Source organism: Microcoleus sp. BR0-C5, assembly GCF_036705045.1.
GTDB lineage: Bacteria > Cyanobacteriota > Cyanobacteriia > Cyanobacteriales > Microcoleaceae > Microcoleus.
Genome location: NZ_JAUBTR010000076.1, coordinates 12325 through 31560, shown reverse-complemented (window position 1 = coordinate 31560; position 19236 = coordinate 12325). Strand labels below are relative to the sequence as shown.

Here is a 19236-nt window from a genome sequence, read left to right as displayed (position 1 = left end):
ACGTTCTGAAACTTTACCCAAATGGGATATCAAGATTATCCCCATTTAATAGGTACTTTATTTTTCCGCAAGTCCCTTATACCTCTTTCTTCGCGCTCTTTGCGCCTTCGCGGTTCGTTAAAAAAAAAACTTAAAAAAAGCCGAGAGACCCAGATAGCTGAGTCTCTGCACGATCGAAGTTATTCAAATAATCAGCTTCAAACCTTCTTCGGCGCAAAAGGAGAACTCGATTCAAACGAACTGAAACCGCCGGCAAAATCCTCACCGTAAGCTTCTTCCCCGTGCAAGTCAATATCCAAACCTTTGTCTTCAGCAGATGATGGCACTCGCAATTCCATAAACTGTTCCAAAATTTTCAGGATCACAAAAGTGCCGACACCCGCAAACACGTAAGTAGCTAGAACGCCTACAAACTGGGTGACGATTAGCCCCGGATTCCCGGCAAACAGCCCGTCATTTCCGGCAGCGTTAACCGCTTTAGTCGCAAACACGCCAGTCAGAATCGCGCCTATAGTTCCACCGACGCCGTGAATCGGGAAGGTATCCAAAGAGTCATCAAATCCCAGCTTAGCCCGCCAACTAACGGCAAAGAAGCAGCAAACCGAAGTAATCGATCCGATCAAAAGCGCTCCCACTGGAAACACGAATCCAGCCGCAGGTGTGATGCCCACCAATCCCGCGAGGAAACCGCTAGCAATTCCCACTGCTGTCGGTTTGCCTCTGAGAACCCATTCCACAATTGTCCAAGTTAAACCGCCGGCTGCTGCAGAAATCATCGTGGTGACAAAAGCCACTGTTGCTAAAGAACCAGCTCCCAAAGCGCTACCGCCGTTGAAGCCAAACCAGCCGAACCACAGCATCCCAATTCCCAGCAAGACGTAGGGTACGTTGTGAGGGGTGTGGGGCTTGTTCAAGTGGTCTTTGCGGGGCCCAATCATCCAAGCTGCGACAACCGCAGAAACACCGGAACTAATGTGTACGACTGTGCCGCCGGCAAAGTCCAAAGATCCGATCGCCTGCAGCCAGCCTCTACCCCAAACCCAGTGGGCTAAAGGAGAGTAGATGAAGGTAGACCACAGCAGCACGAACCAGAAATAGGTTTTAAATGTTACCCGTTCGACGATCGCCCCGGAAATCAAGGCGGGAGTGATGATGGCGAACATCATCTGGTAAACCATGAAAACTTGGTGGGGTATGGTCGGTGCGTAGCCGATCGGATCTGGTGTGTCCGCCGTCACCTTGTTCAAGAACATCCAGTCGAAGCCACCGATGAAGCTTTCGAGTCCTTGACCAAACCCTTTAGCATCGAGGTTGCTGGCCGTGACATCAAAGGCTAAACTGTAGCCCCACAGCGTCCAGGTGACGCCGATCACTCCCATCATGACTAAGCTCATCATCATGGTGTTGAGGACGTTGCGCGATCGCACCAGTCCCCCGTAGAAAAACGCCAGCCCCGGTGTCATCAGCAATACCAGTGCTGAGGAAACCAACATCCAGGCCGTATCGCCGCTGTCGATCGGATTCGGCGCCACCGCAGCAGCGGCACCAGCATCTTGAGCTAAGGCATTGTCCATCAGCGGCCCGCTTAACAGCCACAGCGCCATGATGCCGATCGTTAAACTTTTTTTGATCACGTTAGTTGTACCTTTTCATACTCAGCAATTTTCAGGGAAGACCCAGCCGATTTTAGATGCGAGGATTTTAGATGCAATAGTTATTTGGTTTTAAGTCCGTGTTTTAGCGGAACAAATCTTCAATAGATAATTCCCCAATCCTCAACCTCCCGACTTCGTATAGCCGGACTCATCTAAATTCGTCAACTATCAATCCAATGGTCTGTGCCTTTTGGATTCCACCATTTGTACAAACAGTTATTCTGTATCACCCTATACTAAATAGCTAACTATCATATTTCTTAATCTATCAGTCGATACTTGACATAGCCAGTGACAATAGAGTAATCGGGGAGGGGGTGTTGAGGAGATGGCAAGAGTTTTGAGTTGGGGAGAGTGGAAGGAGAGTGGGAGAGTTAGGGAGAATGTTACTTTATCCTTTATCTTTCTAACCAATGACTAATAACTAATGACTCATGACTCATTTTTCAACTGCATCTGGTCGAACAGTTGCAGGGCCGATCGCCAAACTAGATAACCTTGATCGTTAAGGTGCAAGCCGTCTGTGCTGAGTTCAGTTGGCAAATTGCCGTCAGCATCTGCAAACAGCGGGTACAAATCCAGATACAAAACATTTTCAGAACTAGCAATTTCTTTCAGCCGCCGATTTATTGCCCGAATCCGACTGTTAGGAATTGCCAACAGCCGATCGCGATTTTCCCAAGTAGCTTGTTCCCCGCTGTGCGGCAAAATGGACTGCACGACTACTTGTGCTTTGGGGTGTGCCCACCGCAAATCGCGAATAATCTGCCGCTGGTTGTCCAAAATCCCTTCGTCGGTGGTTCCCCGCAACAAATCGTTAATCCCGATCATCACAAACACCGTATCCGGGGCAGTTCGATCAAACAACTGTAACCGCTTCAGCAAACCCACGGAAGTCTCCCCCGAAATCCCTTGATTCAGCCAAATTCGATCGACTGGTAACAGCTTGGTCGGAAACCACATACTTAGAGAATCCCCAGCCAAAACACTCAGTCTTGATGGTCGATTCGCCGCTGCCGCCTCAGCTTCGCGACCCAACTGCGTCACCCACTGCTGGTAAGTCCATTTATGTCGCGGCCCGGGAACGGGCACGTCTAGCACTGCCTTTGCAGAGATCGCCGGTTGGCCAATTTGTTCCTGGGCCGCTTCTGCCGTCACAGCAGCACTTGCCGGGAAGCTTTCTGTCAAGTTGTTTCCCCGCAGCAGTAGTTGAGCTACTGTAAGTATCAGTACCCCGTTCGTCACCAAAGATAGCAAAGCCCAAACCGGAACAGTTTTCGATCGGCTAACTTCCATCCCTAAGAGGGATTTATGAGTTCTACTTCTGCTACCTCCTCCAAACTTCTCCATAAACTCAAGCTATTTGCAGGCGTCACACCGAATAATTTGCACTCATTGCTGCATCAAATTTAACCGCTCAATTAAAGCCTCAATTCTTGTAATAATCAAGCACTGTGCTGTGTTGGGCGCGACGGCGATGCAGAACTTTGCTTTTTCGCACTACTTTACCATAAAAAATCTGCCTACCAAACTTTCTTGCACATAAATCTGATTTGTCCAACCCGCATGCCCGGAAAAAAATATATCTAAAACTTACCGAAATTACCCATTTCTGATGCTAAAATCCAAAAATGAAAAAATTAACTATAACTGAAGCAGCCAAACTTAAAGGTGTGAGCGCTTCCACCTTGCGTCGGTGGGAAGCCGAAGGCAAGCTAATACCCGAACGCACCGCTAATGGTCACAGGCGCTATGACGTAGCTCATCTTCTCGGCTTAAAACCCAACGGCGCTTTAACCATTGCTTACGCTCGGGTTAGCAGTCACAACCAAAAAGATGATTTAGACAGACAAAAACAAGTTTTGGAATTGTTTTGTGCATCTCAGGGGTGGCAATTCCAAATCATTGAGGATGTAGGTTCTGGGGTTAATTACAGTAAGCGGGGTTTACAACATCTAATTCGGGCGATCGCAGACAATCAAGTAGAAAGGTTGGTATTAACTCACAAAGACAGACTGCTGAGATTTGGTTCGGAACTAATTTTTAATTTGTGCGAACACTTTGGGACAGAGGTAGTGATTATAAATCAAACCGAAAATACTAGCTGTGACGACGATTTAGCTAAAGATATACGAGAAATAATCACTGTTGTCTCTGCCCGCCTTGATGGCAGCAGGAATCCCAAAAACAAGCGCGTCGTTGAAGAACTTAAAGCAATTGCCGATAAACTCTAATCAATACACCAGCTTGCCAAGTTCGTTAGTTACAGATTCTAAATTACCCATTACCAATTATCGGCGCACATCTCATGCAATCGAAAACTAAAAATAAAAATATGCCCGCGTTTGTATCGAAGATTAAAACGCGAGCACAACGATAGACAGCCATAAGTTGGCGGGTATTTCAGATTGTGGTTTTTCTGAATAAAAGCGTGAATTAGCGGATACATAGCTAATGTAGGACACGAAAGCTGAATTGGTCGCTCTCTTCGCACGCTCTACAGTTTGGTAGTCTTGCCTGCAGAACCCCCACCATAACCGCCGTAGCTGCTCTCACTTCTATTGTCCAAGCTCGTTTCCTTCACAAACCCGGTATAAGCTTCCATCCCGTGTTCGCCGATATCCAAACCTTCAGCCTCCTCTAAAGCAGAAACGCGGATACCCAGCAAAGCTTTGAGTGCCATCCAAAAAATCGTACTCAGCAGCACGGTCATCCCGCCTACAGAGATAATGCCGACCAACTGCGCCCAGAGTTGACCGAAACCTCCGCCCACAAGCAATCCGGCTGCCGGGCCTGCGGTATAAAGTCCAGTGGTAGGCCCGTCCGCAAACAAGCCAACTGCCAGAGTTCCCCAGATCCCGCAGACTAAGTGAACTGAAGTTGCGCCTACAGGGTCGTCAATTTTCAAGTTGTCGAAGAAAGTTACTGCGAAAACTACCAGGATACCGGCGATCGTGCCGATAATGGCAGAGTTGGGCACGTTGATCCAAGCGCAGCTCGCTGTTACGCCCACTAAGCCGGCGAGGATACCGTTGATAATCATCGAAAGGTCGGGTTTGCCCAGGTACAGCCAAGCAGTAATGGTTGCAGCAACTCCCCCGAAGGCACCGGCAGTGTTGGTGGTGATCGCAATGTGGGCGATCGCATTTGGATCGAGTGCCATTGTCGAACCGGGATTAAACCCGAACCAACCCAACCACAGAATCAAACAGCCCAGGGTGGCAATGCTCATATTGTGTCCCGGCATCGCCACAGTATCGCCGTCGCGGTACTTGCCGATCCGCGGCCCCAAAAATGCCGCTCCCATCAAAGCAGCCCAACCGCCTACCGAGTGAATCACTGTCGAACCGGCAAAATCGTAGAAGCCTGCGTCTGCCAGCCAGCCGCCGCCCCAAATCCAGTGTCCGGTAATCGGGTAAGCAATTCCTACTAGCAGCAAGCTGAAAATTAAGAATTCAAGGAATTTAATTCGCTCTGCAACGGCTCCAGAAACGATCGTCGCAGCAGTTCCCGCAAAAACTAATTGGAAAAAGAATTTAGCGTTGAGGGGGACTCCCGTCCAGTTAAGCGACTCGAAAATGCCTTGATAAGCGTCTCCTGTGGCGGGGCTGTTGTCAGCTACGTTCCACAGGAAAAATCCGCTGCTGCCGATAAAATTGTTGCCATTGCTGAACATTAAGCCAAAGCCGATCGCCCAATATGCGATCGTAGCAAGCGCAAAAACAATCAAGTTTTTGGACAACACGTTAACCGCATTTTTCTGACGGCAAAAACCGGTTTCCAACATACCGAAACCGGCGTTCATAAAGAACACGAGCATCCCCGCCACCATGACCCACATCGTATCCAGCCCCACCTTAAGGCTTGCTAATTGTTCCTCGGTGGTTGGCGCGGGAGCTGTTTGGGCTACCGCCGCATATCCCCACACCAAGACAATGATTGCTGCTATTGGTATGCAGGCTTGCCAACTTGGAGTGAGGCGGGCGATCGCCCGTGGTAACTTCTTCAACCTGTTGACTTTGGTAAAAAAGTTCGCGGATGGCAATTTTAAAGACTCCCGCCTGACGGGTTTTGACTTTTTCTTTCCGACAGTCATTTTAATCACTTTTACCCTCTTTACGGCTACTAAGCTCAGCAATATTCGGAAAACTTTCCAATCTTACTACAAAAGTTTATTGGATTATTTGTTGAGATTGAGATAGTTATGATAGCCTAGCTCTTCTAGTTGATTTTGTTTTTTCAGTACAGATTCGGACAAAGTTTTGCGGTAATGCAAAACTCGCTCTAGCAATTCTGGCTGATGAGCTGCCAGTATCTGAACTGCCAGCAAGCCAGCATTCTTAGCGTTGCCGATCCCCACTGTTGCTACGGGTATCCCGGCTGGCATTTGCACGATCGAGTACAGCGAATCTACCCCTTGCAGGTGGCGGCTTGGTACAGGCACGCCAATTACGGGCAAGGGCGTTAAAGATGCTACCATACCGGGGAGGTGCGCCGCTCCCCCGGCACCTGCGATAATGACTTTCAAGCCTCGTTGGTGAGCGGTTTGGGCGTATTCCACCATGCGCTCAGGGGTGCGGTGCGCCGAGACGATCGCCACGGAGCAAGCAACACTGAATTCTTCGCAAACTGCGATCGCATCTTTCATGGTTGGCAAATCCGAATCGCTACCCATGATAATTCCAACTGTCGCTTGATTCATAAAATTTTCAGATTTGAGATTTCAGATAAATGCTAATTTTAAATGATTGCGTTAACTCAAATTTAGATATTTTGTACCAAAACTGACCCTTCAAAGCAATTTTGCCACAATCCCCCGTCTGAGAAGCCCTGGAGCCAGCAAAAAGCAAAAAGCTGCCCCTCCTCATCGCCAGCCACCGGATTTAGCCGTAGCGAATATTAAATCTAAAATCTAAAATCTAAAATCTAAAATCGGATGACTGAAGCCACAACCCCAACTGCCGCCCCCACAGATATTCTCAATGTTCGCCTCCCCGGTTGCAAGGATTTGCAGATGCTTGCTGTTGACGAAACGGGAATAATTCAAGAAGTTTTGCCGATGGACGCCGTATTTAAACGGATTTGTCCTCCCCATTTGCACGTGCTTGATGTAGCAGGCGATTGGCTTTCTCTGGGCGGTGTTGACTTGCAGATTAACGGCGCCCTGGGTTTTGCTTTTCCCGATTTAGAAAACGAGCATATTGAAATTTTGCCGAAAATTTGTCAATTTTTGTGGAATCAGGGAGTGGATGCTTTTTTGCCGACTTTGGTGACAACTTCGGTGGATAAGTTTAGGCGATCGCTCTCGACTATAGCTGATTATATCCGCACTGTACAAACCGCCGATCGGGCAACAATTAAACCCAAAACAGCAGAAATTCTTGGCGTTCATCTCGAAGGCCCTTTTCTCAACCCCCAGAAACGAGGAGCTCACCCAGTTGAGTTTTTATTACCCCTAACTATAGAAAATGTCAAGCAAGTTTTAGGAGATTGTGCCGATATTGTCAAAATAATTACTTTAGCGCCGGAGTTAGACAGCACTGGCGAAGTCATTTCCTATTTGCAAAGTTTGGGAATTTCCGTCAGTCTCGGACACTCCCAAGCGACGGCAGAGCAAGCCCAACAAGCATTTGAGCGGGGAGCTTCAATGGTAACTCACGCTTTTAATGCGATGCCGAGTTTGCACCACAGAGAACCGGGTTTGTTGGGAGCGGCGATTGTTTATCCGGGCGTAAAATGCGGTTTAATTGCTGACGGGAAGCACGTTTCTCCGACAATGATGGATTTTTTTCTACGCGCTGGTAGGTATCAAAAAGGCGTTTTTTTAGTAAGCGATGCTTTGGCTCCTTTGGGTTTGCCTGACGGGGTTTATCCTTGGGATTCCCGACAAATTGAAGTCAGAAAAGGTACAGCTTGGGTAAGATTAGATTACCACTCGCCCCTGGAATCTGCTACTTTGGCAGGTACAACTCTGCCGCTGTTGGCGGGAGTTCAGAATTTGGTGGAGTGGGGGATTTGCGATGCCGAAAGTGCGATCGCCCTGGCAACTGAATCTCCGAGAAGGGCGATCGGACTTTCGGGAATTATCGGCAATTCGGCAACTCAATTATTGCGCTGGCATTTAAATGAACCGACAAAAGAATTGGCTTGGCATCGGTTGTTTTAAGTGGTTCCATTTAGTTTCCATGCCATTAGTTTCTCGCGCAGTAGAGATCGTAGTGAGGAGGAAGATTCCCTATGCTAAGCGCTGCTAACAGCAATTCGGTGTTCTCGGCAAGTTCGATCGTAAATATTATTTAATTCCACAGCCAAGCAAATCTCGCCCCGCAGCCACAGCGGTAAAACAGGGAGCTCGCAGCCCACAGCCAGTTTTTCCTGCCAAATATCGAGGCATTGGTTGCCGGATCGCTCGATCGCTCGATAAGCTGTAGCATAGAGTTCAGCGTCGAAGGGCGAAGCGCTTCCTCCCGCCAGACGGGCTAACAATTCATTATGAAGATTTGCCTTCCTTCCCGTCACAACATCAACTATTACCAACCCAATTCCCTGGCGCAAATACGTCTCGCACTTAGAAACAAAAGCACCGCGATGAGTAGAACGATCTTTGTTGGCCGGACTTACTAATTCAATTGCACCGGCTAATACCGGGCCGGCTTCAGTGCTAAAAATACTGACTTGCACCGTTTCCGCCGCAGTTAGAAAAGGCACGCTTTGGGCTGGGGGTGACATCCAATTGTTTGGGAAATCTATTGGCAAACGAATTACCGTCTCTGGACAATCAAACTCCGGTAGAGGTTCCTCAAAAGCTGCTACATCAATTTCAATCCCAAACTGCACGTTGGGCTCGGCAAAGTAATTTGCGGGTAATTTGGCATTCAAATCGGATGCAATGTAAGTCGCCCAGGCGTTGTGAAAGGCGTGCCAGTGACGGCGAACCGACAGCGGCGGGCGGAAATGATCTTGTAGCACCATATTTTTTAAAGTTAGGGCTGATTAAAATTATCGACCGAATGTGCGATCGGCTGAACTCGGTTTTTATGGAATTAGTTTGTCAATTCGGGATTGTTCGAGTTGCGATCGCCCGTATAAGTAAATCTAACTCAATTTAATTGGGTGGGGAGTGTCAATCGATTTTAGATTTTAGATTTTAGATTTTAGATTTAAAATTGAAGAACTTAGCCCACTGATAAATCCGGGGGCCCCGGACTAAATTACTTTCGGTCAACAATAACTGTCACTGCAGCTTTATAATATTTAACCGTTGGCAATAACTCAGCAGCAGGCAGATCGATGAATTTGGTAGACGACAAGACTATAGTTAGACAGTATTTTAACTCGACGGGATTCGATCGCTGGCAGCGAATTTACGGCGAGGGCAAAGTCAATAAAGTGCAGCTAGACATCCGTACCGGGCACCAGCAAACAGTGGATACAGTGCTCGGCTGGCTAGAAGCTGACGGCAATTTACCGGGGCTTTCTGTCTGCGATGCGGGCTGCGGTGTGGGATCTCTGAGTATTCCTCTGGCTGAGGCTGGGGCGATTGTTTGCGCTAGCGATATCTCTGAAAAGATGGTAGCAGAAGCCTACGCTCGATCGACAGCAGTTCCCGGCAAGCTCTACAACATCTCCTTCGCCGCCCAAGATTTGGAAGCTTTAACGGGCAAATTTCACACTGTCATTTGTTTGGACGTGCTGATCCACTATCCTCAAGATAAGGCTGCGGAAATGATTGCTCACCTAAGTTCGATCGCCCAATCGCGACTAATTATCAGTTTTGCCCCCAAAACTTTAGCACTAACTGCCCTCAAAAAATTTGGGGAACTTTTCCCCGGCCCGAGCAAAACTACCCGGGCTTACCAGCACCGCGAAGCTGATATTATCAAAATCCTAGAAAACAATGGTTTTGTGATTAACAGAACAGCGATGACTAGCACTAGCTTTTACTATTCTCGCTTGCTGGAAGCTGTGCGGAAATAGGTTAAAAATCTCTGCAAATTCTGAGGTCAGTTTAGATCGTTTATTGGCGTAGTGGGGCGGGTTTATACAATTTGTTGGTGGGGTGGGGGCGGGTTTATATAATTTGTTGATGGGTGTCAAAAATTTTGGCGAACCAGCCCCTACATGGTAAAATTGGGGACAAATTTGTAGGGGCGGGTTCACCGCTCGATTTTGCCACCCACCAATAATTGCGATAAACCCGCCCCCACCCAACCGTTTAATATCGTTTCCGGTTGCATCGGAATGATTTAACCGCAGAGGGCGCAGAGAACGCAGAGGGAGAGAATACAGAGATGAATAATTCCGATGCTACCGGATTTGATATAATCTAATTAAATTTGTAGGGGCGGGTTCACCGCTCGATTTTGCCACCCACCAATAATTGCGATAAACCCGCCCCCACCCAACCATTTAATTCAATTAATCCTTAAATATTGAAACAAGCTTGAACTTTATTCACCAGTTTAGGCGTTTTCATTTGATTAAATATTTTAATAGCTTGCTGCCAGTGATTCTGAGCTATTTTTAATTCTCCCAAATCCCGGTAAGTCAGCCCGATGTAATAATGGCTAATACCTAATTCGTACTTAGCACCAATTTTAGTATAAAATTCAATAGCTTGGTTTTGATATTTCAAAGAAGCTGAAAAATTATTACTTTCTCGAAAAACGTCGCCCAAAATGTACCAGGCACGGGCGATGTCTGATGTAAAGTTACAATTTTGCGCGAGCGCCACAACTTGCTCTAAACTTTGCTTAGCTCGATCGTACTCGCCAATATGTTTTTGAGCTAAACCAGCCATATTCAAATCCCAGCAAGCTTGCCAAGGCGGAACGCTTTCTAAAGGGTGTTGCAAGTGTCTTGTAGTTTCTTTCAATGCTGCCTTTGCCTCACTCCCTTGTCCTAAATATGAATGTAGGAGAGCAACTTCGCAGTAACAACTATTTAGCCGAGATTGAATAGCCGGAGATACTGGAGATAAAGCTAGATTAAGTTTTGCCTGATAAATAGCTAATCCTAACTCGTATTCACCAGCAGCAATATAGCACAAACCCATATCACTGTATGAGTTGAATTCTGTCCATTTATCGCCTTCACGCTTAGCAGCAAATTGAGCTTGGCGGTGATATTCTAAAGCTACCTCAAAGCCATCCGCTAGCAAATAGGCGTGACAGTCGCCGATGCAGCGATACAGACTTGCTTCCCGGTTAGGGGAAACTCGATTTAACAGTTTTTCTGCTAATTCTAGAGTTTGGGTAATATATCCCCACGATAAAAAATATAGAAATAATTCTTCTGGTAAAATAGGTATGGCAGGGCGGCACAAAACATCCCAAGCTGAATCACAATCATCAATTTCTCGGAAATGATAGTAAGCTTCTAAAACTTGCAAACCTAACTGAGGCGATTGAATGTGTTCTACACTAGAAAACCAATGTTGTGCGATCGCCCTTTGGGTTTGTTCCCATTCGCTGCTATGCTGTAACTGATTCAAACCCGCCGCCCGAATCGCTGGGTGCATTCGGTATTTGCCCCGATGCAATTGTAGCAAGGAATAGTCACACAACTGCCGCGTTACTTTCAGTTGTTCTGATGGCGTCACATCCCACAGCAAAGCCTTGATACAAGTATCTGGCAACCATTCAATTTCTTGATACCGACAAGCTCCCAAACGGCATAGCAAGCGGTAAGCTTGATGAGAATGAGCGTTGAGGCGATTTAATTGATTGTTGATAAGAAACGAAAATGGCTCTACCTGCTGTAATTCCTGGCGGTTTTGCTGCCAAGCTTCGGCAATATCTCCGTCATAATTATTTTGAATATCGTTGTACAGAATCTCCATTGCGTAAGCATTGCCTTTGTAAACTCCGTGCATTTCTTGCAGAGCTTGTAAATCTTCAGAAGTTTTGGGATATTCAAAATATTGTTGCCATGCTTCTGGACTCAAGCCTCTTAAAATGTGAGTTTGAACGCCTCTGATGTCAGGTTCTTTTAATTTTTCTCTACTGGTAATCAGGGTGACTCCTTTGATTTTGGGATCGCTGAGTACCCGCAGCAATTCTACATAATTTCGGTATTCAGGTAGAAACATACCGTTGCGTAAAGCAGATTCTAGGTTATCTATGAAAATTGCGACTTTGATTTGACGCAGCTTTTTTTCTAGCAAGCTTAAACTAAGGCTAAAATCTCTGGGTGCATCTTCCTGAAAATCTTGTTGCAGCCAAGTCTGAACAAATGAATCGGCACTCCGCAAGTCTTCTGGAGTGTAGGCAATTTTCATATCTAAGATTTTTTCAAATTGGCAACTTGCTAAATATTGCAGTGCTAAGGTGGTTTTGCCGATGCCGCCTTCTCCTACTATTATCAAAATTTTGAAATTTTCTGATGTCCATTTTTGGAGTTTAGTAATATCTGAAGTTCGTTCTACCCAACGAGAATTTAATGGTTGTGTTTCTACAGGTTGCGCCGGGATTAATTCGGGCATAAATTGAAAAAATAATGACTGCAAATCTGACCAGCTAGAGCGCTTGTCGTCTCCTAAACCAAAGGCTTGATATGCTGTTGTCAAATGTTGACGTACAGTTGCTTCTGATTTAATTTCGAGAAGTTGGGCGATTTGTTTATTGGGTGTTCCGGTTAGTTTCTGTTTCAAAACTTGCTTGCATTTGTTGCCTAAATTATTGTAAATAGTGGTAAATTCTGCTTGATTCATGGGTAGTTTGCCTATGGGTACAAGTGCGATCGCGTGGCTATCTAGGGGGTGCGATCGCCTGGGATGTTTCAAAAAGTCCGATTTCCTAAGTGCGATCGCCTAGGGCAGCGAAATGTCAGAAGTTGGTGACTGCTGCCTGTGACTGCACAATTGTGAGTTTTGAATGTTTATTGATTTTACACTGAGTTACGGGTTAAAAGTTATTCAATAATTAAATTTTTGCAAACATCATTTTGGAGGTTAGAAGTATGGAGTTTCTGGCGGATGGAGATTGTGCGGATGCAACGCTGCTAATTGTTGGGCGATGCTGTGCGTCATCGTCTGCAACACTGGGAGCGATCGTGTAAATAATTGTTACAAAAGCTGGAAGTATGCGTAAAAACATAGGGCTATTTCCGAAATCTATGTAGAGGCTGAAATTTAGGGAGTAAAAAACTATGAGGTTGGTATCAGAGGATGCAGCAGGCGATCGGGCTGACAAAGCAGGCGACAGCAACAGCAAAGTTAAGTTAAATCAGAAGGTGGAACCAAATATGTCATCATCGCACAACGTTCAAAGACATACTGTTAAACAAGTTTTTGACCAGGTTGAGAAGATTCTGGAGGAAACTTGGCAAGAAACTGGGTTCGGAAAGGTAACAATTGAAAGTGAAAGGGAAAAGAACAATGTGATTCGGGTAATTGTCAAGGGTTCGACTTATTATAAGTTCTTTATTGACGATGCAGAAGTTAGTAAGTGGAGTTCGAGGAAGTAAATTCGAGCGAGCTATTTCGCAATCGGGCGAGCTGGCTTGGGTAATGAAATAGAGAGTCACCTAACAAAAACAGAATGTTCAGATACCCGACTTCTGTAAGCAGTGGGGTATCTAATAACGCGAGAGTTTTACGTTTAATTACGTTTAATTACGTTTAATTTATCCCTGTAGGATGTTGACAAATCCACTAAGATGGTGTAGTTTATCAATTTAAGGTGGCTCATGCAAAAGTGCATCTGCGCTGTACGGCTGAGTGGGCTGCCAGCGTTAAAGTTTGAATCAACTAAATAAACACAAAACCTAGTTCGAGACTGATGGTGAGTTCAGGGGTGGGCTGGGGAAGTGGTGATTTCGCATTTTGTGCGATCGCCTCTTCTCCGGCCTTTTGTATTTTGACCAACAATTAGTTTTTTTGAGGAGATTGGATTATGAAATGGCTAACAGATGATGAGTTTTTCGGTACTGAAGTGGGTACGGGTGTGGATTCGGTGGAGGATGGCACTTTGAGTATGGGAAGTGCGATCGCGCAGAATTCCCTCAGCAGTTTTGCGACAAGTCCAGATTTTCTGGCAAAGATGCAGGAAGCATTCGGCAACAGCTTTGATGTTGAGAAAGCAGTCAAGTTAGCTTCAGCTTGGGCCCAGGGAGATTTTAGCGAATTTCCAGCGATCGAGATTCGTTCCGCAGCAGAGATTAATGGTGCTTTGGGTGCGTTTGCGGCTGCGACAGGGAAGATTTATCTGTCGCGGGAATTCCTTGCCAAAAATGCGGGGAATGTTACGGCTGTTGCGGGTGTTTTGCTGGAAGAGTTTGGGCATTTTGTTGATTGGCAGATTAATCGTGTTGATGCCGCTGGGGATGAGGGGGAAATTTTTGCTGATGTTGTGCAAGGGAAGGTGTTGAGTCAGGGGGAATTGGCGGGGTTGAAGGGTGAGGATGATTCGGCGGTGGTTGTTTTGGATGGGGAATTGAGGGCGATCGAGCAGAAAATTCAGTCAGAGCTACTTGACTTTTCTGGTAATAATATTAGGCTTGGTCAAAATTTACCATTTAATGGCGAGTTCAGATACACTGATTTAAACCTTGAACTTAATAAGTCTGATGGCGTTAAAAACCCAGTATTTGGATTTAACTCGAATGTCAATGCATCTGTTGGCTTAGTTCCTTTTGTAAATTTGTTCAGCTTGGGCGATGCCAGTTTCAAATATCCAATCAATCTTAATGTAGAATTACCGAATAATGTTGGAAGCGGAGAAAAATTTGAAATTAAAACGACTAATTTTAACCCTGGGGAATTAAACCTTGAAGGTTTAGGATTCGAGTTATCCAGTGCAGGAATTGATCTTGAATATGCTCTAGGACCGATTAATCTCAAAGATGTTTACATCAAGAAGCCTACGGGTGGAAACCTTTTTAGTGGGGATTTAATCAATTACAGTGGTTTTCCTAAAACAACTACTAATCTAGTGAAGAAAAGCTTAGGAGACCTTAATGTTAGTTTAAGTTTTCCTCTCGTGAAAAATGTTTTAGATCTCAATGTGACACTTCCAAAAATAGAGGAGTTTAAACAAGAGAAAGAAAACTCTAGCACAGATTTATCTTTACCTGCGATTAAAGCTAAAGGTCTGACAAAAGATAGCTTCCTAACTTTATCAGGAGATATAGATGCAGCAATAGTTAAATATTTACCAGCAGCAAGGCCCTTAAAAGCTATTCTCGAAGGTATAGGTTCTGAATTAGGTGTAGAAGCATCAGGACTTGGGTTTTCAAAAGAATTTCCTGATGAGAAGGGAAGAGGATCGGCAGTTATCGGTTTTGACGTTCTCGACATAAAAGGTAATGTAGGGGTAGGTCTTCAGGAAGACTTAACATTTGAACCGAAGGATCTCTCGATTACACTGTCAGTAAATGGTGGTCAGGAACAGAAGAAATCCATTAAAAATTTGTTATCGGAACCATTTAGCTTGACTGCTCCATCTGAAGGGTGTGGAGTAATGGAAGTAAAAGCTAAATACGAGTTAATCGGCGAACTAAACACAAAGCTTTCTCCTACAATTCAAGGTTCTCTGAATACTCAGGGTATTGTGGTAAGTAAAAAATATACCTTTGGTCCGCTCCAAAAAGATGAACCATCACCATTAGGTCCATTAATTGGTCCTTTGAAGTTTCCTGAAGGAAGTATCGCCATACCAAAACCCATAGTTAGTAGCTATCCTAACGATAGCAATGCTTTTTTTAAAGTTGGTCCAATTGAAATTGATAAAGTAGGTAATAGTGTCAGGAATATAGTGGAAATTACCTACAAAATTCCTTACAACTTGCCTGTATCTGTCTCAGATGCAAGCGTAACTGAAGGGAATAGCGGCACTAAAGATATGGTGTTCCCAGTAACACTACGCGATGTGCCAAACGAGGCAGTAACGTTATCATATAGCTCACCTAAAGGTAGTGGCTCAGTCACAATTGCAGCAGGTCAAACCAGTGGCGAAATTAAAATTCCTGTTACTGGAGATGAAAAAGTAGAGCCAGATGAAACCTTCACGCTTACAGTCAAAGACCAAAATGGTAAACTATTTGCTGACTGTAAAGGCACAGACTCTTCTGAAGCCACAGGTACTATCATTGATGATGACGAAGGGAAACCTAACCCCCCCAAAAACGGAGGCAAAACCTTCAACGATCCCCGCATCGTCACGATCGACAAACAATATCACGACTTCCAAGCTGCCGGAGAATTTACCTTAATAGAATCAACAACTGGCGACCTAAAAATCCAAGTCCGACAACAACCTATTAACAACAACCCCCGCAGCAACGTCTCCGACAACACCGCCTTAGCAACAGTTTTGGGTGGAAAACGCATCGGAATTTACAAAGACCAAGGACTTTTAGTTGATGGTCAACCAACCCAAATTGCCAATGATGATGCACTTGCCATTGGAGAGGGTCGCATCTATCGTGAAGGCAGCAAATATACTGTTGTTTATCCCACTGGCGATCAATTAGTTGCAAGTGTAGGAAGTCGCGTCAATGTCGAGGTTTTCCTCACCGATGAACGCGAAGGCAAAGTCAAAGGACTACTCGGCAACTTCAACAAAAACCCCAAAGATGACCTATCAAAACGCGATGGAACTGTAATACCTGAACCAGTTTCCCAACAGCAACTTTACGGCGAATATGCTGATAGCTGGCGAGTCAGTCAAGCTGAATCCTTATTCGACTACAATCCTGGCGAAAATACCAACACCTTTACCCTGAAAAATTACCCCCGCCAGAAAGTTAAAATCGAAGACTTAACCCCCGCCGACGTTCAAAAGGCAGAAGAATTAATTGGCGATCGCATCAAAAATCCCACCACCCGCGAAGCTGCTATCATCGACCTCGTACTCACTGACTTCGATCCTGACATCCTTGAGGAAGCAATCAACGCACCAGATCCAGATAGCGTATTAGCGATCGCCCTTCCATTCACCGCCAACAGCGACTTAACCACCACCACCGTCAACACCGCAACAAAAATCGATGTCTTAGCCAACGATAGCACCGAAAAAGACCCCCTCTCCATCAAAGAATTCAACTCAAAATCAGTCGCAGGCGGCACTATTACCCTCGACAATAACAACACCCCCGACGATAAAACCGATGACCAACTCACATACACCCCACCGCCAAACTTCACAGGTAATGACAAATTTAACTACCTCCTAACAGACGGCAAACAAATACAAGCCGCCACCGTTACCGTCAACATTAATAACCTCAAACTCGCTAACCTCAACGGCGAAAATGGCTTCACCCTCAACGGCACAGAACCAGGTAATTTCTCAGGAGTTGCTGTCAGCAAAACCGGCGATATTAACGGCGATAAAATTGATGACATTGCCGTAGGAGCCTTTGGTGCCGACCCCAATAACATCAACGCCGCAGGCAAAAGTCAAGTCATCTTTGGCAATCAAAAATTTCCCGCCACCATCGATCTTTCTCAACTCAACGGTCAAAATGGTTTCACCCTCAATGGCACCGATGCCGAAGGTTTCAGCGGTGGCAATGTCAGCAGTGCCGGCGATATTAACGGCGACGGCATCAAAGACTTTATTATTGGTGCCTTCGGTGCAGCAGTTAACGGACAAAATAACGCAGGCAAAGCTTACATTGTTTTTGGCAGCAACAAAGGATTTCCTGCTAACTTCAACCTGTCAACTTTAAACGGCAATAACGGCTTTGCCATTACAGGAACAAATGCCTTTGACTATGCCGGCCTCTATTCTAGCGGAATTGGCGATATCAACGGCGATAACATTGACGATTTACTCGTCAGCGCACCGGGCCCCCTCGGTGGCACTCCCGGCAAAAGTTACGTCCTTTACGGCCGTTCAACTGGTTTCTCTCCCAGCTTAAATCTAGCAGAAATTAACGGCAATACCGGCTTTGTAATTAACGGTATCGACGGCAATTCTAGCGGCACTGCCAGCAGCGGCGACATCAACGGCGACGGCATCCCAGACCTCGTAATTGGTGCAGATGGCGGCACTACCAGCGGCGGCTTAAATGCAGGAAAAACCTACGTTATCTTCGGTCAAAAAGGAGCATTTTCCGGCAGCGTCAACGTCCCAGAATTAAATGGTACATCAGGATTTGTCATCGCCGGTCTCAGTCCAGAAGAGCGTTTTGGCATTGGTCTCAGCGCCACAGGAGATATCAACGGCGACGGCAATAAAGACCTAGTAATTGGCGCTCCCGGTGCTACTGTTGGCGACCAAATTAATGCCGGAAAAACCTATATAGTTTTTGGCAGCAAACAGGGATTTCCTGTCATCGTCAACCCCGCCGATCTCAATGGCAAAAATGGCTTTACAGTCTCCGGTTTCGATCCAGAAGGTGCATCAGGAGGTGCTGTCAGCTATGCCGGAGACATTAATAAAGATGGTTTTGACGATTTATTAATAGGAGCCTCCGGCGCAAACTCTGACGATAAAAACAATGCCGGCAAAACATTTGTTGTTTTTGGCAAAAAGGAATTTCCAGCTAATTTCAGCTTAGCAGCAGCCAACGGTAAGAATGCCTTAGTTTTAAATGGGGTAGAAACCGATGGTTTAGCTGGCACTGCTGTCAGCGGTGGGGGAGATATTAACGGCGACGGCATTGACGATATAATAGTTGGCGCACCTGGCAGTTTATTTAACGATTCTCCCGGCAAAAGTTATGCCATTTTTGGTAGCCGAGGTTTCGGTTTGGCTAACCCGAATAATGGTTTGCAAGGCACTGTACAAGATGACATTCTCAACGGTACAGATGGCGATGATACAATTTCCGGCCGCCAAGGAAATGATAAAATCTTTGGCAATTCAGGTCAAGATGTGTTATCAGGAAATCTCAACGATGACTACTTAGATGGTGAAAAAGGGCAAGATATCTTAATAGGTGGAGAGGGCAATGATAGCCTTTTTGGTGGACTTGGTAACGATGTGCTTAAAGGTGACAATGGTAACGATATTCTCACCGGAGTTGACATCAATGCTATTAACCCTGGAATTGAGGAAGTTGACACCTTAACTGGTGGAAGTGGTAGCGATATTTTCGTCTTGGGAGATGTCAATAACACTTACTACGATAACGGCGATAGTGACTACGCGCTAATTACTGATTTTAATGCCGGTGAAGATAGTATCCAATTGCACGGTAAAGCGGATGATTACTTGCTAGTTCCTTTCTCGCAAGCTAACCAAAGTGGTATGGCAATTTATCGCAAGGCGGCTCAAAATGAATTAATTAGTATTCTCCAAGGAGGTGCAAATTTGAGCTTAAGCGCTAATTATTTCAAATTTGTAGGGGCGGGTTAACCGATCAATTTTGCCACCCACAGATAATCTTTATAACCCGCCCTCACCCCACCAATAACCCCGATTGACTATCCCCGCTTAACCTTTAAATTGAATTAATTTTTGATTTCTGGGTTGGGTGGGGGCGGGTTTAGATAATTTGTTGATGGGTGTCAAATATCTAGGCGAACCCGCCCCTACAGGCCTGTACAATATTAGGATTAATTTTTAGGGGCGGGTTAACCGATCGATTATGCCACCCACAGATAATCTTGATAAACCCGCCCTTACCAATC

At 45.6% G+C, this 19236-nt stretch carries 11 protein-coding genes; 5 read left to right on the top strand and 6 right to left on the bottom strand.

Features of this window, described 5'->3' with window-relative positions:
• Positions 1-197: 197 nt before the first annotated feature.
• Together QUB08_RS26250 and QUB08_RS26245 are read right to left on the bottom strand one after the other, a co-directional pair.
• Positions 198-1634 (bottom strand): ammonium transporter, encoded by a 1437-nt coding sequence (locus tag QUB08_RS26250; protein ID WP_333228479.1) that lies wholly within the window; start codon positions 1632-1634, stop codon positions 198-200.
• 453 nt (positions 1635-2087) lie between these two features.
• Positions 2088-3005, bottom strand: coding sequence for an SGNH/GDSL hydrolase family protein (locus tag QUB08_RS26245; RefSeq protein ID WP_333228477.1), 918 nt, complete (start codon positions 3003-3005; stop codon positions 2088-2090).
• Between the two features lie 281 nt (positions 3006-3286).
• Between QUB08_RS26245 and QUB08_RS26240 the strand changes: the two genes are divergently transcribed.
• Positions 3287-3889 carry an IS607 family transposase gene (locus QUB08_RS26240; protein WP_333228475.1) on the top strand — a complete coding sequence of 201 codons (603 nt, stop codon included), beginning with the start codon at positions 3287-3289 and terminating at the stop codon, positions 3887-3889.
• 263 nt (positions 3890-4152) lie between these two features.
• Here QUB08_RS26240 and QUB08_RS26235 read toward each other — a convergent pair whose 3' ends face one another.
• Both QUB08_RS26235 and purE read right to left on the bottom strand, forming a co-directional pair.
• Positions 4153-5751: an ammonium transporter gene (locus QUB08_RS26235; protein ID WP_333228473.1), complete on the bottom strand. Its 1599-nt coding sequence runs from the start codon at positions 5749-5751 to the stop codon at positions 4153-4155.
• Between the two features lie 84 nt (positions 5752-5835).
• On the bottom strand, positions 5836-6357 hold the full coding sequence (purE, locus tag QUB08_RS26230; RefSeq protein WP_333081709.1) for a 5-(carboxyamino)imidazole ribonucleotide mutase: 522 nt from the start codon (positions 6355-6357) through the stop codon (positions 5836-5838).
• Between the two features lie 234 nt (positions 6358-6591).
• Here purE and nagA point away from each other — a divergent pair, with 234 nt between their 5' ends.
• Entirely contained in the window at positions 6592-7821 is a 1230-nt protein-coding gene (gene nagA / locus QUB08_RS26225; protein ID WP_333228471.1) for an N-acetylglucosamine-6-phosphate deacetylase, read from the top strand.
• Positions 7822-7895: 74 nt separating this feature from the next.
• On the opposite strand, the gene QUB08_RS26220 is transcribed toward nagA, so the two are convergent.
• Positions 7896-8627: a DUF4058 family protein gene (locus QUB08_RS26220; protein ID WP_333228469.1), complete on the bottom strand. Its 732-nt coding sequence runs from the start codon at positions 8625-8627 to the stop codon at positions 7896-7898.
• A gap of 318 nt (positions 8628-8945) precedes the next feature.
• On the opposite strand from QUB08_RS26220, the gene bchM reads away from it, so the two are divergent.
• Positions 8946-9632: a magnesium protoporphyrin IX methyltransferase gene (bchM, locus tag QUB08_RS26215; protein ID WP_333228467.1), complete on the top strand. Its 687-nt coding sequence runs from the start codon at positions 8946-8948 to the stop codon at positions 9630-9632.
• A gap of 448 nt (positions 9633-10080) precedes the next feature.
• Here the strand turns inward: bchM and QUB08_RS26210 are convergent, their stop codons facing one another.
• Positions 10081-12438, bottom strand: a complete 2358-nt coding sequence (locus tag QUB08_RS26210) for a tetratricopeptide repeat protein (RefSeq protein ID WP_333228465.1) — start codon at positions 12436-12438, stop codon at positions 10081-10083.
• A gap of 365 nt (positions 12439-12803) precedes the next feature.
• On the opposite strand from QUB08_RS26210, the gene QUB08_RS26205 reads away from it, so the two are divergent.
• Complete coding sequence (locus QUB08_RS26205; RefSeq protein WP_333228463.1) at positions 12804-13121, top strand: hypothetical protein; 318 nt, start codon at positions 12804-12806, stop codon at positions 13119-13121.
• Between the two features lie 428 nt (positions 13122-13549).
• Positions 13550-18961, top strand: a complete 5412-nt coding sequence (locus tag QUB08_RS26200) for a VWD domain-containing protein (RefSeq protein ID WP_333228461.1) — start codon at positions 13550-13552, stop codon at positions 18959-18961.
• The last annotated feature ends 275 nt before the right edge of the window (positions 18962-19236 follow it).

Coding starts and splice junctions, on each gene's coding strand:
- QUB08_RS26205 (WP_333228463.1), top strand. CDS start 12,804: ATGAGGTTGGTATCAGAGGATGCAGCAGGCGATCGGGCTGACAAAGCA.
- purE (WP_333081709.1), bottom strand. CDS start 6,357: ATGAATCAAGCGACAGTTGGAATTATCATGGGTAGCGATTCGGATTTG.
- nagA (WP_333228471.1), top strand. CDS start 6,592: ATGACTGAAGCCACAACCCCAACTGCCGCCCCCACAGATATTCTCAAT.
- QUB08_RS26220 (WP_333228469.1), bottom strand. CDS start 8,627: ATGGTGCTACAAGATCATTTCCGCCCGCCGCTGTCGGTTCGCCGTCAC.
- bchM (WP_333228467.1), top strand. CDS start 8,946: ATGAATTTGGTAGACGACAAGACTATAGTTAGACAGTATTTTAACTCG.
- QUB08_RS26200 (WP_333228461.1), top strand. CDS start 13,550: ATGAAATGGCTAACAGATGATGAGTTTTTCGGTACTGAAGTGGGTACG.
- QUB08_RS26245 (WP_333228477.1), bottom strand. CDS start 3,005: ATGGAGAAGTTTGGAGGAGGTAGCAGAAGTAGAACTCATAAATCCCTC.
- QUB08_RS26240 (WP_333228475.1), top strand. CDS start 3,287: ATGAAAAAATTAACTATAACTGAAGCAGCCAAACTTAAAGGTGTGAGC.
- QUB08_RS26235 (WP_333228473.1), bottom strand. CDS start 5,751: ATGACTGTCGGAAAGAAAAAGTCAAAACCCGTCAGGCGGGAGTCTTTA.